18 protein-coding genes are annotated in these 18171 nt (G+C 72.2%); 9 read left to right on the top strand and 9 right to left on the bottom strand.

From position 1 onward, the window contains the following. Nucleotides 1-14: 14 nt before the first annotated feature. Both V8J39_RS19420 and V8J39_RS19415 read right to left on the bottom strand, forming a co-directional pair. Nucleotides 15-1766 (bottom strand): heparinase II/III family protein, encoded by a 1752-nt coding sequence (locus V8J39_RS19420; protein WP_336462621.1) that lies wholly within the window; start codon nt 1764-1766, stop codon nt 15-17. Nucleotides 1767-1874: 108 nt separating this feature from the next. Next, nucleotides 1875-3215 (bottom strand): RsmB/NOP family class I SAM-dependent RNA methyltransferase, encoded by a 1341-nt coding sequence (locus V8J39_RS19415; protein WP_336462620.1) that lies wholly within the window; start codon nt 3213-3215, stop codon nt 1875-1877. An 82-nt stretch (nt 3216-3297) separates the two neighbouring features. On the opposite strand from V8J39_RS19415, the gene V8J39_RS19410 reads away from it, so the two are divergent. Then, the gene (locus V8J39_RS19410; protein ID WP_336462619.1) at nt 3298-3465 is read left to right on the top strand and encodes a DUF1674 domain-containing protein; all 168 of its coding nucleotides are present in this window, start codon (nt 3298-3300) and stop codon (nt 3463-3465) included. An 18-nt stretch (nt 3466-3483) separates the two neighbouring features. Here V8J39_RS19410 and dapB read toward each other — a convergent pair whose 3' ends face one another. After that, nucleotides 3484-4293 carry a 4-hydroxy-tetrahydrodipicolinate reductase gene (dapB, locus tag V8J39_RS19405; protein WP_336462618.1) on the bottom strand — a complete coding sequence of 270 codons (810 nt, stop codon included), beginning with the start codon at nt 4291-4293 and terminating at the stop codon, nt 3484-3486. Nucleotides 4294-4418: 125 nt separating this feature from the next. On the opposite strand from dapB, the gene rbfA reads away from it, so the two are divergent. From rbfA to pnp, 7 genes are all read left to right on the top strand, one after another. After that, nucleotides 4419-4880, top strand: coding sequence for a 30S ribosome-binding factor RbfA (gene rbfA, locus V8J39_RS19400; protein ID WP_336462617.1), 462 nt, complete (start codon nt 4419-4421; stop codon nt 4878-4880). Further along, on the top strand, nt 4880-5623 hold the full coding sequence (locus V8J39_RS19395; RefSeq protein ID WP_442902622.1) for a phosphodiester glycosidase family protein: 744 nt from the start codon (nt 4880-4882) through the stop codon (nt 5621-5623). The genes rbfA and V8J39_RS19395 overlap by 1 nt, the downstream gene beginning before the upstream one ends. Before the next feature lie 104 nt (nt 5624-5727). Further along, entirely contained in the window at nt 5728-6627 is a 900-nt protein-coding gene (gene truB / locus V8J39_RS19390) for a tRNA pseudouridine(55) synthase TruB (protein ID WP_336462615.1), read from the top strand. Continuing rightward, nucleotides 6624-7184, top strand: coding sequence for a DUF1643 domain-containing protein (locus tag V8J39_RS19385; RefSeq protein WP_336462614.1), 561 nt, complete (start codon nt 6624-6626; stop codon nt 7182-7184). The genes truB and V8J39_RS19385 overlap by 4 nt, the downstream gene beginning before the upstream one ends. A gap of 60 nt (nt 7185-7244) precedes the next feature. Further along, entirely contained in the window at nt 7245-8669 is a 1425-nt protein-coding gene (locus tag V8J39_RS19380) for a calcium-binding protein (RefSeq protein ID WP_336462613.1), read from the top strand. A gap of 198 nt (nt 8670-8867) precedes the next feature. Then, nucleotides 8868-9137, top strand: coding sequence for a 30S ribosomal protein S15 (gene rpsO, locus V8J39_RS19375; RefSeq protein WP_336462612.1), 270 nt, complete (start codon nt 8868-8870; stop codon nt 9135-9137). 306 nt (nt 9138-9443) lie between these two features. Next, nucleotides 9444-11585: a polyribonucleotide nucleotidyltransferase gene (gene pnp, locus V8J39_RS19370; protein WP_336462611.1), complete on the top strand. Its 2142-nt coding sequence runs from the start codon at nt 9444-9446 to the stop codon at nt 11583-11585. Nucleotides 11586-11680: 95 nt separating this feature from the next. On the opposite strand, the gene V8J39_RS19365 is transcribed toward pnp, so the two are convergent. Further along, on the bottom strand, nt 11681-12874 hold the full coding sequence (locus V8J39_RS19365; protein ID WP_336462610.1) for an MFS transporter: 1194 nt from the start codon (nt 12872-12874) through the stop codon (nt 11681-11683). Between the two features lie 41 nt (nt 12875-12915). Continuing rightward, entirely contained in the window at nt 12916-13998 is a 1083-nt protein-coding gene (locus V8J39_RS19360) for an aspartate-semialdehyde dehydrogenase (RefSeq protein ID WP_336462609.1), read from the bottom strand. Nucleotides 13999-14317: 319 nt separating this feature from the next. Here V8J39_RS19360 and V8J39_RS19355 point away from each other — a divergent pair, with 319 nt between their 5' ends. Then, nucleotides 14318-15616 carry an Nramp family divalent metal transporter gene (locus V8J39_RS19355; protein ID WP_336462608.1) on the top strand — a complete coding sequence of 433 codons (1299 nt, stop codon included), beginning with the start codon at nt 14318-14320 and terminating at the stop codon, nt 15614-15616. Nucleotides 15617-15622: 6 nt separating this feature from the next. On the opposite strand, the gene V8J39_RS19350 is transcribed toward V8J39_RS19355, so the two are convergent. The 4 genes from V8J39_RS19350 to flgG are packed head-to-tail and all read right to left on the bottom strand — an operon-like array spanning nt 15623 to nt 18128. Further along, a complete protein-coding gene (locus V8J39_RS19350) occupies nt 15623-16156 on the bottom strand; it encodes a flagellar basal body-associated protein FliL (RefSeq protein WP_336462607.1) in 534 nt (177 codons plus the stop codon). A gap of 6 nt (nt 16157-16162) precedes the next feature. Continuing rightward, nucleotides 16163-16906, bottom strand: a complete 744-nt coding sequence (gene flgH, locus V8J39_RS19345; protein WP_336462606.1) for a flagellar basal body L-ring protein FlgH — start codon at nt 16904-16906, stop codon at nt 16163-16165. Further along, nucleotides 16903-17343, bottom strand: a complete 441-nt coding sequence (gene flgA, locus V8J39_RS19340; RefSeq protein WP_336462605.1) for a flagellar basal body P-ring formation chaperone FlgA — start codon at nt 17341-17343, stop codon at nt 16903-16905. Before flgA ends, flgH begins: the two co-directional genes overlap by 4 nt. Further along, the gene (flgG, locus tag V8J39_RS19335; RefSeq protein WP_336462604.1) at nt 17343-18128 is read right to left on the bottom strand and encodes a flagellar basal-body rod protein FlgG; all 786 of its coding nucleotides are present in this window, start codon (nt 18126-18128) and stop codon (nt 17343-17345) included. The genes flgA and flgG overlap by 1 nt, the downstream gene beginning before the upstream one ends. Between the last annotated feature and the right edge of the window lie 43 nt (nt 18129-18171).

Here is an 18171-nt window from a genome sequence, read left to right as displayed (position 1 = left end):
CGGGGGGCCACCCTTCAGAAATGAGTCGTGTCGTCGCGGTCGAGGTCGCGGATGCCCGCGGGGGTATCCTGAGCCTTCGCCAAGGTCCACCCCAGTTGGCAGGCATAGTCCATGACCCGCGCCGACAGCACGATCTGCCGCGTCGGCCGCGGCTTCAGCCGCCCGCGCTCGAGATAGACCGAGGGTTCAAGCCGCAGCGTGCCGACGCCGTCGTGGCGGAACACCCAGATCTCGCCCGATTTCAGCGCCAGCGAGACCGCGGCCCCGCCCATGTCCAGCGCCGCGTCGACATCGGGATGCAGGTGGAAGCGGATGTCGAAGGCGATGCCCGCCCGCTCGGTGCGCGCCATCAGCACGTCGAAGCGCTTGGCGTCGGCCGGGCTCAGCGCGCCCAGCGTGTCCTCGCCCGACAGCCGGCGGCCGTGGCTGTCCAACACCAGCTCGCGCGCATGGGTCATGCCGTGGGTCGGCACATAGCCGTCGTGCCCGCCCAGGAACCGAAGCCCGGCCTCCTCGGTCGCCAGCTCCATCCGCACCTCGGTCGGCGCATCCTCGAAGCGCCGCGCGGGCTGCGCGCCGCGCCGCCCCATCCCGGGGTTGGCCAGCCGCGACGACGAGAAGCCGGTGATCCCCAGCGTCGAATGGCTGGGCGTCGCGCGCCCCGCCCGATGCCAGTCCGGCCCGAAGGCCAGGCCAGATCCGCAGTTGACCACCACCGGCCGCCGCCCCGAGGTCAGCTCCAGCGCCAGGGTCGAGGCATGGGCATTGTCGCCCGGCGGCGGCGGCGCCGCGTCGATCAGCACCGTGGTGCGCCCGCCCGCCATCCGCACGTAACCCATCGAGGCGCCGCCCCCGGCGGTGCCGCGCACCCCCGCCGCCGCCAGCGCCTGGTCCAGCCGCCCCTCGACGCCGCGCCCCCCGCCATGGAACCGGCCAAGCCCGCCATCGGCATGGCGCAGCGCCCGAAGCGTCGGCGCCATCCGCTCGATCGCGGCGACATGGCGCGGATCGACGCTGCGCCCCGCGCCCGTCAGCACCTCGGCCGCCCAGGTCAGCAGCACGAAGGTCTCGAGCGCCTCCTCGGGGTTGCGGCTCGCGATCCCGCCCGAGACGTCGATCGCCACCGCGCAGTCCTTGGCCAGCGCCCTGGCCGCCGGGCCCGCCAGCCGCTCCATCCCCTTCAGCGCGAGGCCGGCGTGGATCAGCCCGGTCAGCGCCTCGATCCGCGGCAGGCCCGAGGGCGCGGCGGCCCAGCGGCGCGACAGGAACCGGGTCTGCTGCCCGAGGCTGCGGAAATAGCGGTCCGAGGCCTCGCGCTCCTGCCCGGCCAGCAACAGGTTGGCGTTGTTGATCCAGCGGATCAGCCGCCGCCCGGTCAGCTCGGGCGTCCAGCCCGGGCCGCGGCCGGCGCCGAAGCGCGCGATCCAGTCGGCGGTCCAGGCCTGCGCCCGCGCCCGCGCCGCCCCGTCGGCCACCGCCGCCAGGTCGTCGAGCCAGGCGAAGCCCTGCGCCGCGCGCTCGAAGGCGGCCGAGGGCGCGGCGACATCCCAGGGCGTCAGGCTGCCGCCCTCGACCAGGTGGCCCGCGAACTGGAAGTTGCCGGCGATCAGCTGGCGGCCGCGGGCATAGGCGCCGACGGTGCGCGGCTCGGGCGTGGTGGTGAATCCCTCGCCGTGGTGGCGGCGCACCGCGACCCAGGCATGGAACCGGTCCATCAGGCGTGTCAGCCGCGACCCGAGGCCTTCGGCGGCGGTCGCATCAGGCATGGATCGGGTCATCTCGCGCGGGGATCAGGACGGGAAGGCGGTTCGCGGCGCACCATATCCAGCGCCCCCGCCGCTGTCATCGGCAAATGGCCGCGGGCCCGGGGTGGCTCACGCCGTCTTGCGCAGGCAGGCCATGTAGAAGCCGTCGATCCCGCCCTCGCCGGCCAGGAAATCCGGGCGGATCCGCAGCGCGGCGGCGCCGCTGCGCCATTGCGCCGCAACACCGGCCTGCCCCAGCCCCGCCCGATCCAGCGCCTCGGGATCCTCGGCCAGGTCGGTGCGCCGGTCCAGCAGCGCCGCCAGCTGCGCCTCGCCCTCCTCGGGCAGCAGCGAGCAGGTGCAGAACACCAGCCGCCCCCCGGGCGCGAGCAGCGTCGCGGCATGGTCGAGCATCTCGGCCTGCAGCGCGGCCAGCGGCCGGATCCCCTCGCCGCCCTTGGCATGGGGCAGGTCCGGGTGGCGCCGGATCGTGCCGGTGGCCGAACAGGGCGCATCGAGCAGCACCGCGTCGAGCGGCGCGCCGGGGCGCCAGTCCAGCGCATCGGCCTCGACCACCGTCGCGCTCAGCCCGGTGCGCGCGAGGTTCTCGCGCAGCCGCACGAGGCGGGCGGCGGACAGGTCGACCGCCGTCACCTCGGCCCCGGCGGCCGCCAGCTGCAGCGTCTTGCCGCCCGGCGCGGCGCACAGGTCCGCGACCCGCTCGCCCGGGCGCGCGCCCAGCAGCCGGGCGGGCAGCGCGGCGGCGGCATCCTGCACCCACCACGCGCCCGTGTCATACCCCGGCAGCGCGCTGACCTGGCCCGCCGCCGCCAGCCGCACCGAGCCGCCCGCGATCACCGTGCCCCCCAGCCGCGCCGCCAGCGCCTGCGCATCGCCGTCGCGCGGCGTCAGGTCGAGCGGCGCCCCCGCGAGATGCGCGGCCTCCATCGCCTGCACCGCCTTCTTGCCCCAGGCCGACATCAGCCGCCCGCGCAGCCAGCCCGGCAGCTCGGGCACCGGCTGGCCGTCGAATCCCCGGCCATCGGCTCCCTGGCTCTCGACTTTCTGGCCCTCCACGGCAGCGGCGGCCTTGCGCAGCACGGCGTTGGCGAGGCTGGCGAAGCCCTCGGTCTTCGGATCGTTGCGCAGGGTGGTGACCGCCTCGCCGACGACGCCGTGCCCGGCGGCGCCGAACACCGCCATCTCGACCACCGCGACGCGCAGCACCGCCGCGACCGGCGCCGGCGGCGCCTTGCGCAGGAAGGGCTTCAGCACCCGGTCGGCGCGCGGCATCTGCCGCAGGGTCTCGGTGGCAAGCCGCAGCGCGCGCGCCCGCGCGGCCGGCTCCAGCGCGGCAAGCAGCGCGCCCTCGACCTCGGCCAGCAGCCGTCCCGCGCCGGTCACCTCGGCCACCAGCGCCGCCGCCGCCGCGCGCGGCGCCATCTTCCTGCCGCCGTCCAGATCCTGCATCATCGCCTCGCCGCTTGGGTTCACCGCCGCCGGGGTCTATACTCGGCCCATGCCCGTCCCGGAACCCGCGAAGGACACCGCCATGACCGATCTGCCCCCCGCCGCCCAGCGCGCCCTTGCCGAGGCCGAGGAACGGCGCCGCAAGGCCGCGGCCGAGGCGCCGCTGCCGACCGAGCTTGGCGGCCGCGACGGCCCCGAGCCGGTGCGCTACGGCGACTGGGAGAAGAAGGGCCTCGCCATCGACTTCTGAGCGCGGCCGACCTCGGGGCTAGAGCCCCAGCACGTCGATCATGTCGTATTCGCCGGGCTTCGCGCCCTGCCCCCACAGCGCGGCCTTCAGCGCGCCGCGGGCGAAGATCGCCCGGTCGGTGGCCAGGTGGCGCAGCACCACCCGCTCGCCGGCGGCGGCGAAGATCACGTCGTGCTCGCCGACCACGTCGCCGCCGCGGATCGCGGCAAAGCCGATGTGGCCACGCTCGCGCGCGCCGGTGATGCCGTCACGGCCCCGGTCCGCCACGTCGTCAAGCGCGACGCCCCGCCCCTCGGCCGCAGCCTCGCCCAGCATCAGCGCCGTGCCCGAGGGCGCGTCGACCTTGCGGTTGTGATGGGCCTCGACGATCTCGATGTCCCAGTCGGGGTCCAGCGCCTGCGCCACCTTCTTCGTCAGCTGCACCAGCAGGTTGACGCCCAGGCTCATGTTGCCCGCGCGCACGATCACCGCGTGGCGCGCCGCCGCGGCGATCCTGTCGAGATGCTCGCGCTCCATCCCGGTGGTGCCGATCACGTGCACCGCCCGCGCCTGCGCCGCCAGCGCCGCGAACTCGACCGAGGCGGCCGGCGCGGTGAAATCGATCACCGCCTGCGCCCGCGCGAAGGCCTCGAGCGGATCGTCGGTCACGGGCACGCCGATCTCGGCCCCGCCCATGGCCAGGCCCACGTCCTGCCCGACCCAGGCATGCCCCGGCCGCTCCAGCGCGCCCACCAGCCGCGCCCTGTCCGACCCGGCCACCAGGCGCACCAGCATCTGGCCCATCCGGCCCGAACATCCGGTGACGACGATCCCGGGAAGATGTGACATGGGCTGGCCTCCTGTGCTGTCTCGCCCCGCCTTATCGCGAAGCCCCGCGCAGGCATAGCCCCCGACACCCTCCCCGCCCCACCACCGTTGCACCGGGGCGCGGCTTGCCCTACATGCCGGGGATCATGGCAGCCAATCGCTTCTCCTCGGGCTCGGGCCCCTCGCAGCGCCAGCTTCGCGTCGGCGAACTGATCCGGCGCACGCTTTCCGACGTGCTGAACCGGGGCGACGTGCACGACCCCGATCTCAACCGCATGTCGATCACGGTGGGCGAGGTGCGCACCTCGCCCGACCTCAAGATCGCCACCGCCTTCGTGCTGCCGCTCGGCGGCCAGGACGCCGAGCTGGCGCTGAAGGCACTGCGCCGCAACAAGGGCGAGCTGCGCCACCACGTCGCCAAGGCGATGACGCTGAAATTCGCGCCCGAGCTGCGGTTCCAGATCGACGAGACCTTCGACCGTCTCGACGACACCCGCCGCATGTTCGCCGACGAACGCGTGCAGCGCGACATCGCCGCCGGCCGCGATGACGCGGAAGACGACGGAGAAGACGGTCCGGAAGACGACGGGCAGACCCCCGGGGCATGATCCTGCGCCGCCTCCTCGCCCTGCTGCTGGGTCTCGGCCTCGGCGGGCCGGCGCTGGCGCAGGGCTCTGACACCTGCCGCAGCGAGACGGTCGAGGGCATGGGCTACGCGCTGTGCGAGGTGCCGTTCGGCGCCGACCTGCGCCTGTGGCTGACCGCGCCCGACGGCCGCCCCGTCGCCACCTTCGAGCGGCTGCGCGAGATGCTCGCCTCCGAGGGGCGCTCGCTGGTCTTCGCGATGAACGCGGGCATGTACCATGCCGACCGCCGCCCCGTCGGCCTCTACATCGAGAACGGCACCGAGGCCGCCCCGATCGTGACGCAGGAGGGCTTCGGCAATTTCGGCCTCGTGCCGAACGCGGTGTTCTGCATCGGCCCCGAGCGGTTTTCCGTGATCGAGAGCCGCGCCTTCGCCGCTGCCCCGCCCCCCTGCCGCTTCGCGACCCAGTCCGGCCCGGCGCTGGTGCTGAAGGGCGCGCTGCACCCGAAATTCCTGGCCGACGGCAGCTCGCGCTACGTGCGCAACGGCGTCGGCGTCTCGGCCGACGGAAGCCGCGCGGTCTTCGCCCTCTCCGCGGGCCCGGTCAATTTCCACCAGTTCGCGCGGCTGTTCCGCGACCACCTCGGCCTGCCGGACGCGCTGTATTTCGACGGCAACATCTCGCGCATCTACGCGCCGGCGCTGGGGCTGAACCAGGGCGGACGGCCGATGGGGCCGATCGTCGGGCTGGTCGCGCCCCGCTAGCGCCGCCAAGTCGACCGCGGGCGGTTGACCGGAATCGCCCCGGGCGTTAGCAGGCGGACCTCGCGCGGGGGCCGCTTCCCGCGACCACCCACGAAGGATGCGACATGGGACGCAGGAAGGGCCGCGCCGTCTCGGGCTGGCTGATCGTCGACAAGCCGGCCGGGGTCACCTCGACCACGGTGGTCTCGAAGGTGCGCCGCGCCTTCGACGCCGCCAAGGCCGGCCATGCCGGCACGCTCGACCCGGCCGCGACCGGGGTGCTGGCCGTCGCGCTCGGCGAGGCGACGAAGACCGTGCCCTACATCACCGATGCGCTGAAATGCTACCGTTTCCGCGTCACGCTCGGCGCCGCCACCACCACCGACGATGCCGAGGGCGAGGTGGTCGCCACCTCGGACAGCCGCCCCTCGGACCCCGAGATCGAAACCGCGCTCGCCGCCTTCCGCGGCCAGATCGAACAGGTGCCGCCGCAGTTCTCGGCCGTGAAGGTCGAGGGCGAGCGCGCCTACGACCTCGCGCGCGAGGGCGAGCGGCTCGAGCTTGCCGCGCGCCCGCTCTGGGTCGAGCGGCTCGAGATCCTCGGCCGTCCCGACGCCGACCACGTCGATCTCGAGATGGTCTGCGGCAAGGGCGGCTATGTCCGTGCCATCGCCCGCGACCTCGGACAGGCGCTCGGCTGCCTCGGCCATGTCGACTGGCTGCGCCGCGAATGGTCCGGCCCCTTCGCGGCCGAGGCCGGCCTCGGCCTCGCCGAGCTCGAGGACCTGTCGGGCGACCCCGCGCTCGACGCGCGGCTCCTGCCGCTCGAGGTCGCGCTCGAGGACCTGCCCGAACTGCGCTGCACCCCCGAGGGCGCCGCGCGACTGCGCCACGGCAACCCCGGCCAGGTGCTGGGCACCGCCGACTATGGCGCCGAGGCCTGGGCCAGCTTCGAGGGCCGCGCCGTCGCCGTCGGCCGCTACCGCGGCGGCGAGCTGCACCCCGCCCGCGTCTTCGCGCCGTGACCGCCGGCCGCCGCAGCCCCGACTGGGTGCTGCGGCGCCACCGCGACGCGCGCGCGCGGTCCTTCGCGCTCTGGTCGCGCTCGGGGCGCTACCGCTACCTGCTGGTGCGCCGCTGGGCGCCGGGGCCGCGGCTCGGCTTCCTGATGCTGAACCCTTCGCGCGCGACCGAGATCCGCAACGATCCCACCATCGCCCGCTGCGAGGCCCGCGCCCGCGCCATGGGCTTCGGCGGCCTCGTGATCGCGAACCTCTTCGCGCTCTGCGCGACCGACCCCGCGCGGCTCAGGCGCGCCCGCGCCCCCGTCGGCCCCTGCAACGACGCCGCGATCGCGCTGGCCTGCGCGGGGGCGGCCCGGATGATCGCCGCTTGGGGGCTGCATGGCCGCCACCGCGGCCGCGATGCCGCCGTGCTGGCCGCACTCGCCGCGCGGGGCCAGGCGCTGCACGCGCTCGGCCTGACCCGCGACGGGCATCCCCGCCACCCGCTCTACCTGCCGGCCACGGCGCCGACCCGGCCCTTCCCGGCCCCCGTTTCCATTATCGAAAGCGATTCGTGATCACCTGCGCTCCGGGTGGGACTGCGCACCGGCTGGCCGGGCGCACAACGGGGATCTGCGATGCTGATGCTGGCCGCGCTGGCGGGCCTGATGGCCGCCGGCGGAATTCTCGAGTTCAATCTGCTGAACCGGGACCGCGACGAGGATGACACCGACGACGATGCCGTCGACGACGGCGATGCCGCGGCGGCCGACGGCCCGACGCAGAACCTCTGGGACATTCCCGACGACGACATCGAGGACGACGGCGCCGATCCGGCCGCCGAAATGGCCTCCGACACGGCGTCCGACACGGCCTCCGACACGGCCCCGCAAGAGGCCGCCGAGACCACCATGGCCGAACCCGTCCTGGATGACCCTGTCCCGGGGCAGGCGCTGATCGGCACCGCAGCCGCCGACACGCTCGCGGGCGGCGCGGGCGACGACACGATCCTCGGCGGCGCGGCCGGCGACCAGCTGTCGGGCGGCGGCGGCGCCGACCAGATCTCGGGCGAGGCCGGCTGGGACCGGATCTGGGCGGGCGCGGGCAACGACACGGTCGACGGCGGCGACGGCGACGACGTGATCGGCGCGGGCAGCGGCGACGACCTCGTGCATGGCGGCGCGGGCGACGACACCGTGCAGGGCTACGACGGCAACGACCGGCTCGGCGGCGGCGACGGCGACGACCGCCTGCTGGGCGGCGCGGGCGACGACACGCTCTCGGGCGATGCCGGCGACGACACCCTCTCGGGCGACGCGGGCAACGACAGCCTCTCGGGCGGCGAGGGCAACGACCAGATCGGCGGCGGCGAGGGCGATGATTCGCTCGACGGCGGCGACGGCGACGACCACCTCTTCGGCCATGCCGGCGACGACAGCCTCGAGGGCGGCGCGGGCGACGACATTCTGGTCGGCGAGACCGGCAACGACCACCTCTCCGGCGGCGAGGGCCGCGACACGCTCGCCGGCTGCGACGGCGACGACAGCCTCGACGGCGGCGCCGGCGACGACCTGCTGCGCGGCGGCGACGGCGCCGACACGCTCGACGGCGGCAGCGGCAACGACGCGCTCGAGGGCGGGCTGGGCAACGACCTGCTGCAGGGCGGCGCCGGGCAGGACACGCTCTATGGCGAGGCCGGCGACGACACGCTGTCGGGCACGGCCGGCGAGACCACGCCCGAAGCCGATTTCCTCAACGGCGGCGATGGCGACGACCTGCTGGACCTTGGCGCCGGCGACACCGGCTCGGGCGGCGCCGGCGCCGACACCTTCCTGATCCACGACTGGATCGGCGCGGCCGAGGGTCCCTCGACCATCGCCGACTATGACCCGCACGAGGACATGATCGTTCTGGCCTACGACGCCGGCGCCCATCCCGCCCCGGACATCGGCGTGACCGAAGCCGACGGCAATTCCCACATCTCCATCGACGGCTTCCACGTCGCGACGGTGCTGGGCGCCACCGGGCTGACGGCGGCCGACATCCACCTCGTCGCCGCCTGACCCCGGCCCGCCGCCCGCCGCCGGTTCAAGCCGCTACCTGTTCAAGGCCGTGCCGGGACCGGTCGGTGCGAAACATCTTCCCTTCGCGCCGGTTTTCCCCTAAGGGCACGCATCCGCCGCCCGACGGCGGACCCTCCAAGGGCCTTGCTGGACGACATCCCGGCCTGCGCCATGACCCTTTTGCCACAGGAGACCCCGATGTCGATCACCGTTGAAGAAAAAAACCGCCTGATGACGGAATTCGCGACGAAGCCGGGTGACACCGGTTCGCCGGAAGTCCAGGTCGCGATCCTGTCCTCGCGCATCGCGACGCTCACCGAGCACTTCAAGTCGCACAAGAAAGACAACCACTCGCGTCGTGGCCTTCTGATGATGGTCGCCCAGCGCCGCAAGCTGCTGGACTACCTCAAGAAGAAGGACGAAGCCCGCTACGCCTCGCTCATCGAGCGTCTTGGCCTGCGTCGCTGACCCACCCCGCGACCGACGATCGAAGCGGCGGCCCCCCGGGGTCGCCGTTTTGCGTTTCGCCCCCTTTCGACTTGGTCGAAATATCCCGGGGGGCCCGAAGGGCGGGGGCAGCGCCCCCTCCGCCGCCATTGACCCTGCGCGGCCTTAGCACTTTATCCCCAGCCCCGATTCCTGTATGGACCGCCCATTCTACGGACGTGCGCCCGGATCCCAGCGCCCGCCCAAAGGACCCGGGATCGGCGGCAATGGGGCCGCCACGCATCGGGAGATCCGGATGGGCCGGAGCGCTCCCCTACAGGATGATGAATGTTCAAAGTCACCAAGAAATCCATCCAGTGGGGTCAGGAGACCCTGACGCTGGAAACCGGCAAGGTCGCGCGTCAGGCCGACGGCTCGGTCATCGCCACGCTGGGCGAGACCTCGGTCATGGCCAACGTGACCTTCGCGAAGGCCCCGAAGCCGGGCCAGGACTTCTTCCCGCTCACCGTGCACTACCAGGAAAAGTACTATGCCGCGGGCAAGATCCCCGGCGGGTTCTTCAAGCGTGAAGCGCGTCCTTCGGAAAAGGAAACGCTGACCGCCCGCCTGATCGACCGCCCCTGCCGGCCGCTGTTCGCGCCGGGCTTCAAGCACGAAGTCCTGGTGATGTGCACGGTGCTGTCGCATGACCTCGTGAACGATCCCGACATCGTCGCGATGATCGCCGCCTCGGCCGCGCTGACCATCTCGGGCGTGCCGTTCATGGGCCCGATCGGCGCCGCCCGCGTCGGCTTCGCCAACGGCGAATACGTGCTGAACCCCGAAGTGGCCGACATGGACCACCTGCGCAACAACCCCGAGCAGCGTCTCGACCTCGTCGTCGCCGGCACCCAGGACGCCGTGATGATGGTGGAATCGGAAGCCTACGAGCTGACCGAGGAAGAGATGCTGGGCGCGGTCGAGTTCGGCCACAAGGCGATGCAGCCGGTGATCGACCTGATCATCGACCTGGCCGAGGATGCCGCGAAAGAGCCGTTCGACTTCAAGTCGCCCGACTACTCGGCGCTCTATGCCAAGGTCGCCAAGGCCGGCGAAAAGCAGATGCGCGCCGCCTTCGCCATCAAGGACAAGCAGGAGCGCACCACCGCGATCGCCGCGGCCGTCGACCTGATCAAGTCCAAGATGACCGAAGAAGACCTCGCCGACGCCAACTTCGGCTCGGCGGTCAAGAAGCTCGAATCGGGCATCCTGCGCGGTGACATCATCAACGGTGGCGCCCGCATCGACGGCCGCGACAACGCCACGGTCCGCCCGATCGTGTCCGAAGTCGGCATCCTGCCGCGCACCCACGGCTCGGCGCTGTTCACCCGCGGCGAGACGCAGGGCCTCGTGGTCACCACGCTCGGCACCGGCGACGACGAGCAGATCATCGACGCGCTGCACGGCAACTCGCGCTCGAACTTCCTGCTGCACTACAACTTCCCGCCCTACTCGGTCGGCGAAGTGGGTCGCGTGGGCTCGCCCGGCCGCCGCGAGATCGGCCACGGCAAGCTCGCCTGGCGCGCGCTGCAGGCGGTCCTGCCCGCCGCCACCGACTTCCCCTACACGATCCGCGTCGTCTCCGAGATCACCGAATCGAACGGCTCGTCCTCGATGGCCTCGGTCTGCGGCGGCTCGCTGTCGATGATGGACGCGGGCGTGCCGCTGAAGGCGCCGGTCGCGGGCGTGGCCATGGGCCTCATCCTCGAGGGTGACAAGTGGGCGGTCCTGACCGACATCCTGGGCGACGAGGATCACCTCGGCGACATGGACTTCAAGGTCGCGGGCACCGCGGACGGCATCACCTCGCTGCAGATGGACATCAAGGTCGCCGGCATCACGCCCGCGATCATGAAGCAGGCCCTCGCCCAGGCGAAGGACGGCCGTCTGCACATCCTGAGCGAGATGAACAAGGCCCTCTCGGCCGGTCGTCAGGAATTCTCGGCCCACGCGCCGCGGATCGAGACGATGCAGATCCCGACCGACAAGATCCGCGAAGTGATCGGTTCGGGCGGCAAGGTCATCCGCGAGATCGTCGAGGTCTCGGGCGCCAAGGTCGACATCAACGACGACGGCGTGATCAAGATCGCCTCCGCCAACGGCGATGCGATCAAGAAGGCCTACGACATGATCTATTCGATCGTGGCCGAGCCGGAAGAGGGCAAGATCTACACCGGCAAGGTCGTGAAGCTGGTCGATTTCGGCGCCTTCGTGAACTTCTTCGGCAAGCGTGACGGCCTCGTGCACGTCTCGCAGATCTCGAAGAACCGCCTGAAGCACCCGAACGAGATCCTGACCGAAGGCCAGGAAGTGAAGGTCAAGCTCTTGGGCTTCGACGATCGCGGCAAGGTCCGTCTCGGCATGAAGATGGTCGACCAAGCCACCGGCGAAGAGATCGTCGAGGGCAAGGAAGAGCAGACCGAAGCCTGAGGCTTCGCCTGCACTCAACGGTACCGGACGGCCCCCCTCGCGGGGGCCGTTTGCGTTTCACGGGCGCAGCGGCTCGCGCATCCGGCCGGCGCGCCTCAGGGATCGCCCAGCGCCACCAGCACCGCGACCATGGCCGCCAGCAGCAGCCCGCCGGCCGCCAGCAGCCCGAAGACCGCCGCCGCGCCGCCGGCCTGCAGCAGCAGCGCCCCCAGCATCGGCGCCGCCGCCTGCGCCAGCAGTGCCGGCCGCGCCAGCTGCCCCATCAGCGCCGGGTAGCGCCCCGCGCCGAACCAGGCCAGCGGCAGGGCCCCCCGCGCGATCGACACCAGCCCGTTGCCGCCGCCGTACAGCACCAGCGCCACCCCGGGCAGCACCCAGCCGGTGCCCAGCGCCACCAGCCCCGCCCCCGCCGCCACCCCGGCGGCGGCCAGCGTCCAGCGCGGGTGATGCCGGCCGCGCCCGGCCATCTCGACCAGCCGCGCCGCGACCTGCGCCGGACCGATCAGCGCGCCCAGCGCCACCGCCTCGGCCGCGCCGAAGCCGCGCGCCGCCAGCAGCACCACCAGATGCACCGAGACGATCGTCATCAGCAGCGCGACCAGCGTGAACACCGCCGCCATCAGCGCGAAGCGCCGCCGCTCGCGCGTCGTCAGCCGCGGCGCCGCCGCCGCGGGGCCGGGCGCGGGATCGCGCCGCGCCTCGCGCGGCAGCACCCGCCGGATCAGCGGCAGGCTCACCGCCAGCTGCAGCCCGGCATAGGCCGCGACCGCGCCGCGCCAGCCGATCGCCTCCAGCATCAGCGCCGACAGCGGCCAGCAGACCGTGCTGGCGAACCCACCCCACAGCGTGAGCTGCGTGATCGCGCCGCGCGCCTCGCGGCCCCAGATCCGGCCCAGCGCGGCAAAGCAGGGATCGTAAAGCCCCGCCGCCATCCCCAGCCCGATCACGACCCAGCCCAGCGCGAAGACCGCCACCGAGGGCGCCAGCGCCAGCACCAGCTGGCCCGCGGCGATGCACAGGATGCCCCCGGTCAGCACCGGCCGCCCGCCATGGCGCGCGATCAGCCGCCCCACCGCGGGCGAGGCCAGCCCGGCCACCGCCAGCCCCAGCGACAGCGCGCCGACGACCTGCGCCAGCGGCCAGCCGGTCCCGGCCACGATCGCCGCGGCCAGCGGCGCCATCAGGTAATAGCTCGACCCCCAGGCCAGGATCTCGACGATCCCCAGCGCCGAGACGACCGGCCAGCGACGCGGGGGGGATGGATCGGCCAGGGCACACCTCGGTTGCAACGGGCCCGCCGATAGGGGGCGGGCCCGCCCGGAAGGTCAAGTCAGCGCGGCAGCAGCGCCTCGGCGATCTGCACCGCGTTCAGCGCCGCGCCCTTCAGCAGCTGGTCGCCCACCACGAACACCGCCAGCGAATGACCCGAGGGATCGCCAAGGTCGGTGCGGATCCGCCCCACCAGCACGTCGTCCTGCCCCGAGGCATCCGCCGGCATCGGGAAGCGGTTCGCGTCGCGGTCGTCGATCACCCGCACGCCCGGCGCCGCGGCCAGCGCCGCGCGCGCCGCCTCGACGGCCACCGGCTCGTCGAACTCGATCGTCACCGCCATCGCATGGGCGCGCAGCACCGGCACCCGGATGCAGGTGATCGACACCGGCAGCTCGGGCCGGCCGAGGATCCGCCGGGTCTCGGCCACCACCTTCGTCTCCTCGCCGTTATAGCCGGTCTCGGCGTCCATCTCGGCATTGTGGCTGAACAGGTTGAAGGCATAGGGCACCGACAGCACCCGCGGCGCATAGCCCTCGCCCCGCAGCGCCGCCGCCGTCGACAGCTCCAGCTCCTCCATCATCGCGGCCCCCCCGCCCGAGGCCGCCTGATAGGTCGCCACGTTCAGCCGGCTGATCGTCGCCAGCCCCGCCAGCGGCGCCAGCGCCACCGTCATGATCGCGGCCACGCAGTTCGGGTTGGCGATGATCCCGCCATGCGCCGCCATCGCGGGCGCGTTCACCTCGGGCACCACCAGCGGCACCTCCTCCAGCATCCGGAAGGCCGAGGAATTGTCGACCACGATCGCCCCCGCCGCCACCGCGGCCGGCGCGAACCGCTTCGAGATCCCCGATCCGGCCGAGAACAGCGCGAGGTCGACGCCCTCGAAGCTTGCCTCGGTCAGCTCCTCGACCACGACCTCGCCGCCGGCAAAGCCGAACCGGCGCCCGGCCGAACGGGCCGAGGCCAGCAGCCGCAGCCGGCTCAGCGGGAAGCCGCGCGCCTCGAGGCAGCGGATCAGTTCGACCCCGACGGCACCGGTCGCGCCGACGACGGCGACGACGGGATGGGCGGGAAGGACGCGGGCGGCGGGGCGGTCACTCGTGGGGCGGTCAACTTCGGGGCGGTCGAGTTCGGTCAGCATCGTCATCTCTCCTGTGAGGCAGGGGGACGGTGACCTTTCTCTCCGGGCCCCGTCCGTCTCCGGCGGGGCTTTCGGGGGTCAGTCCGGTCGTCCGACCGCGCACACCGCCGAGTCCCCCGCCGGAGCGGTGGTCTTGGTGGTGGTGGTCTTGGGGGCGAACGACAGCGTCATGATGGCCGCGAGCTAGCAGCTTCGCGCCGGTCGGGCAACGGTTTTCCGACCAGCCCGGCCCGCTTGGATGTGCACAAATGAACGGAACCCATCGGCAGCCCGGCGCATTTCCCAATGCTGGCAGATCCGGCACCACAGGAGGACCCCGATGACTGACCAGACCCGGATGCCCGGACCGCGTGACAGTGCCGCCCCGCCGCAAGAGCCGGTGCCGCCGAAGACCGGGCACTGGAAGCTGATCGGGCCCGGGATCGTCGCCGCCGCGACCGGGGTCGGCGCGGGCGACCTGGTCGCGACGCTGATCGCGGGGTCGCGGTTCGGCTATGCGCTGCTCTGGGCCGCGGTGATCGGCTGCATCGTCAAGATCGCGCTGGCCGAGGGCTCGGCCCGCTATCACCTCGCGACCGGGTCCACCATGCTCGACGGCTGGCGTAGCCTCGGGCGATGGACCTCGTGGTATTTCGGCGCCTACATCCTGATCTGGGGCTTCGTCTACGGCGCCACGGCGATGAGTTCGACGGCGCTGCCGCTCTCGGCGCTGTTCCCGGGCCTGCTGCCGAACTGGGTCTGGGCCGCGGCGACGGGCATCCTGTGCGCGGGCTTCGTGGCGATGAACCGCTACGAGATCTTCGAGACCGCGATGAAATGGCTGATCGGGCTGATGTTCGTGATCGTGGTCGGGGTCGCGATCCTGGTGGTGCCCGACATCGGCGCGGCGCTTGGCGGGCTGGTGCCAAGCGTGCCCGAGGGATCGACCATCTACACGCTGGGCCTGATCGGCGGCGTCGGCGGCACGATCACCATGTCGGCCTACGGCTACTGGGTGAATGCCAAGGGCTGGCGCTCGCCGGCCTGGATGGGGATCATGCGGCTCGACAACCGGGTGTCCTACCTCGTCACCGGCATCTTCGTGATCGCGATGCTGATCATCGGGGCCGAGCTGCTGCATTCGGCGCAGATCGCGCTGGCCTCGGGCGACCGCGGCCTGCTGGACCTGCGCGGCGTGCTGGCAGAGCGGTTCGGCCCGGTGATCGCGACGCTGTTCCTGATCGGCTTCTTCGCCACCTCGCTTTCCTCGGTGCTGGGGGTGTGGCACGGCGTCTCGCTGCTGTTCGCCGACTTCTGGCGCGACCACGTGCAGGGCCGGCACGACCAATCGCGCGAGGACCTGCACCTGACGCCGGCATTCCGCTTCTACCTTCTGTGGCTGACCTTCCCGCCGATGGTGCTGTTCGCGCTGGGGCGGCCGTTCTTCCTGGTGATCCTCTACGGGGCGCTCGGGGCCTTCTTCATGCCGTTCCTGGCCCTGACGCTGATCTGGCTGCTGAATTCGTCGCGGGTCCCGCGCGAATGGCGCAACGGCTGGGTGTCGAACGGCCTGCTCGGCGCCTCGGCCCTGCTGTTCATCGTCCTGTGCGTGAACGAGATCCTCAAGCTCGGCAGCTGATCCGTCTCAGCGGTCCTGGCGCATGTAGTCCGAGATCAGGACGTCGATCACGTCGGGCCCGGCGATGCCCCGCGCCGTCTCCAGCAGCGAATTGTGCAGCAGCTTCATGTTGTTGGAGCCGGTGAAGGCACCCTCGAACCCGCCGAGATTGGCGTGGTCGAACATCACGCGCAGAAAGCCGTCGCGGAACTTCGGCTCCAGCCGATAGATTTCCTCGGCGGCGGTCGCCGGCACCTCGAGCGTCAGCGACAGCACCACCAGCGCCGAGACCTTGTCGGCCGTCACCACCGGCACGACGAACTGGTTGGCGAATTTCACGAATTCGCGCGGCTCGGCCTCGTCCTGCTGAAGCTCGTTGCCCGCCGCGGGGCCCGGCTCGGTGCCATGCGCCGCGTCGGCCGGACCGCAGGGCGGCAGGCCCGTGCCCATGCCCGCGGCCTCGGGCAGCGGCTCTGGCGGCGGGCGCAGCATCAGCCCGGCGCCGATGCCGCCGCCAAGGCCGACCAGGATCAGCACCAGGGGGATCAGGATCGACATCATCGCCGGTCACATCGGCAGCAGGATGTCGGCCGCCTGCTGTCCATATCGGGGTTGCTGCACATCGGTGATCTGGCCGCGCCCGCCATAGGAGATCCGCGCCCCGGCGATCTTGTCATAGGTCACCTCGTTCTGGCGCGAGATGTCCTCGGGCCGCACGAAGCCCGAAACCAGCAGTTCGCGCATCTCGAAATTCACCCGCACCTCCTGGCTGCCCGACACCCGCAGCACGCCGTTGGGCATCTTCTCGGTCACCGTCGCGGCCACGCGCAGCGTCAGCCGCTCGCGCCGGTCGACCGACCCGTCGCCCTGGTAGTCGGAATTGCTGTTGCCCGCGACTGCGCTGCCCATGGTGGCGCCGGTCGACAGCACGTGTTCGTCAAGGTTCTGCGGCAGGCCGAAGAACTGTCCCAGCCCCATGGTCTCGCTGCTCGAGCGGCTGCGCCCGGTCGAGTTCGAGATCTGGGCGCGGTCGTCGATCTCGATCACCACGGTCAGGATGTCGCCCCGGCTGAGCGCGCGGCGATCGCCCAGCAGCGAGCGCCGGCCATGCGACCAGAGCGAGGCGCCCTCGCTCGGGCCGCGGCGCATGGTCTCATCGGGCAGGCCGGGCGTGGTCATCGCGAAGAACTCGCTGCCCTGCTCGACCGCGGTGAAGGCCGGCGGCCGGCCGATCGCCTTCATCCGGTCGCAACCGGCGACCGCCAGCAGGGCAACCACCAGGATCGCGCGGGTGCACAGCGGCATTCTCATCCCCCCGATCCGACAAGCACGGTGCCGTCGGGCAGCACCCGCCCGGTCACGGTCGCGCGTGACGAGATGTTCATCACCCGCAGGTCCTCGCCGATGCCGGCGCGGTCGAGCGCCCGCCCCTCGGTCCGGATCGTCAGCCCGCCGCGGCGGTAGATCAGCCCGACGCGCTGGTTGCGGTCGACCACGGCGCGCGCGCCGATATCCTCGGGGCGCAGCGGGCGGCCGGCATAGACCGCGACGCGCGTCTCGCGCCCGACGACCTCGTCGGGGTGGCTCAGCCCGCCTGCGACCGCGCTGTCGACCACGGCGACATCGGTCGGCGACAGCACCGTGCCCGCGGGCAGCGTGCGGGCGGCGATCAGCGTCTCGACCGCCTGCGCGGCCGCGGGCGGCAGCGCCATCATCATCGTCAGAAGGGCCGCCGGGATCCGCGTCATCACCGCACCTGCACCGTGGCGCCAAGGATCTGGTCCGCGGCGGCGATCACCTTGGCATTCAGCTCATAGCCGCGCTGCGCCTCGATCAGCTCGGTGATCTCGAACACCGGGTCGACCGTGCTCTCCTCGAGATAGCCCTGGCGCAGGGTGCCAAGGCCCTCCTCGCCCGGGGCGGCGACGAAGGGCGGGCCCGAGGCCGGCGATTCGATGAACAGGTTCGAGCCGATCGCCTCGAGCCCGTTGGGATTGATGAACCCCGCAAGCGTGATCTGCCCCAGCTGCTGCGGCTGCGTCTGGCCGGCGGTATAGGCATAGACCTCGCCCGCGGCATTGATGCTGATCGCGCGGGTGTCAGCCGGGATCGTCATGCCGGGCACGATCTCGAACCCCTCCGAAGTGACGATCACCCCTTCGGGCGAGCGTTTCATGCCGCCGTCGCGGGTATAGCCCGGGATGCCCGACGGCAGCACCACCTCGATGTAGCCGCTGCCTTCGATCGCGACGTCGAGCTCGTTGTTGGTCTGGCTGATCGATCCCTGGCCGGTGATCAGCATGACCGCCGAGGGCCGCACCCCCAGGCCCAGCTGCACGCCGGTCGGCAGCATGGTGCCGTCGGTGGCGTTGATCGAGCCCGGCCGCGCCGCCTGCTGGTAGTGCAGGTCGGCGAATTCGGCCCGGCGCATCTTGTAGCCCGTCGTCGACATGTTCGCGAGGTTGTTCGACACGACCTCGACCCGCATCTGCTGCGCACTCATGCCGGTCGCGGCAATCTGCATCGCTCTCATCACCGTCTCCTCAGCTCCGGCCCGCGCGCGTCCCGCGGCGTGG

Origin of the sequence: Frigidibacter sp. MR17.24, assembly GCF_037095655.1 — a bacterium.
In the GTDB taxonomy this organism is placed as follows: domain Bacteria; phylum Pseudomonadota; class Alphaproteobacteria; order Rhodobacterales; family Rhodobacteraceae; genus Frigidibacter.
The sequence above is the reverse complement of the archived record's forward strand: the minus strand, read 5'-3'. Positions and strand labels throughout refer to the sequence as shown.